Genomic DNA, 508 nt, shown 5'->3' with positions numbered 1-508 from the left:
CTGGAGGGATCGAAGAACCGTTGATTGATGTGCTTGGCGGGTAATTTCTGGCTTTTGGCGATTTGATTGACGGTTTTTGCGATGGCATCCGGTCTGCGTTTTGAGCAGATTGGGAGCTGTTACCCGCTTGATAGCTACGCTGTGGTGCTGATCCGCTGCAGGAAGAGGAAGCGGCGCATGTTGTAGACGATATTGGCCAGCCCGATCCTCATGGTGGCCCGGGTAATACCGACAGTTCGGATGAACAATCCCGTCTGTGATTTCTGGTCGGCAAAAACATGCTCGACACGCGAGCGGATCATGGACTTTCCTGCATTGGACCGGTGGATATGGAGTGGCATGGGTTTGAGATGCGGCTTTTTGCGATGAACCTTTGAGACAAAGCCATGCTTTTCCATGAAGTCTTCATTGGCTTTTGAGCGATACGCTGTATCAGCCCAGACGCTTGAGGCCGTATTGGTTTTATCCAGCAGCCCCTCTCTCAATCGCGCACCATCACTGGCGGCGG

The 508-nt window shown here is 53.0% G+C and carries 1 protein-coding gene; it reads right to left on the bottom strand.

Annotation, left to right across the window (positions count from 1 at the left end):
- Window positions 1–134: 134 nt before the first annotated feature.
- Window positions 135–508, bottom strand: a 374-nt coding sequence (locus HK20_RS05400) for a transposase (protein ID WP_143296454.1), incomplete at its 5' end; no start/stop codon positions are given.

The sequence above is a fragment of the Acetobacter sp. DsW_54 genome (assembly GCF_002153575.1).
GTDB lineage: Bacteria > Pseudomonadota > Alphaproteobacteria > Acetobacterales > Acetobacteraceae > Acetobacter > Acetobacter fabarum.
The sequence above is the reverse complement of the archived record's forward strand: the minus strand, read 5'-3'. Positions and strand labels throughout refer to the sequence as shown.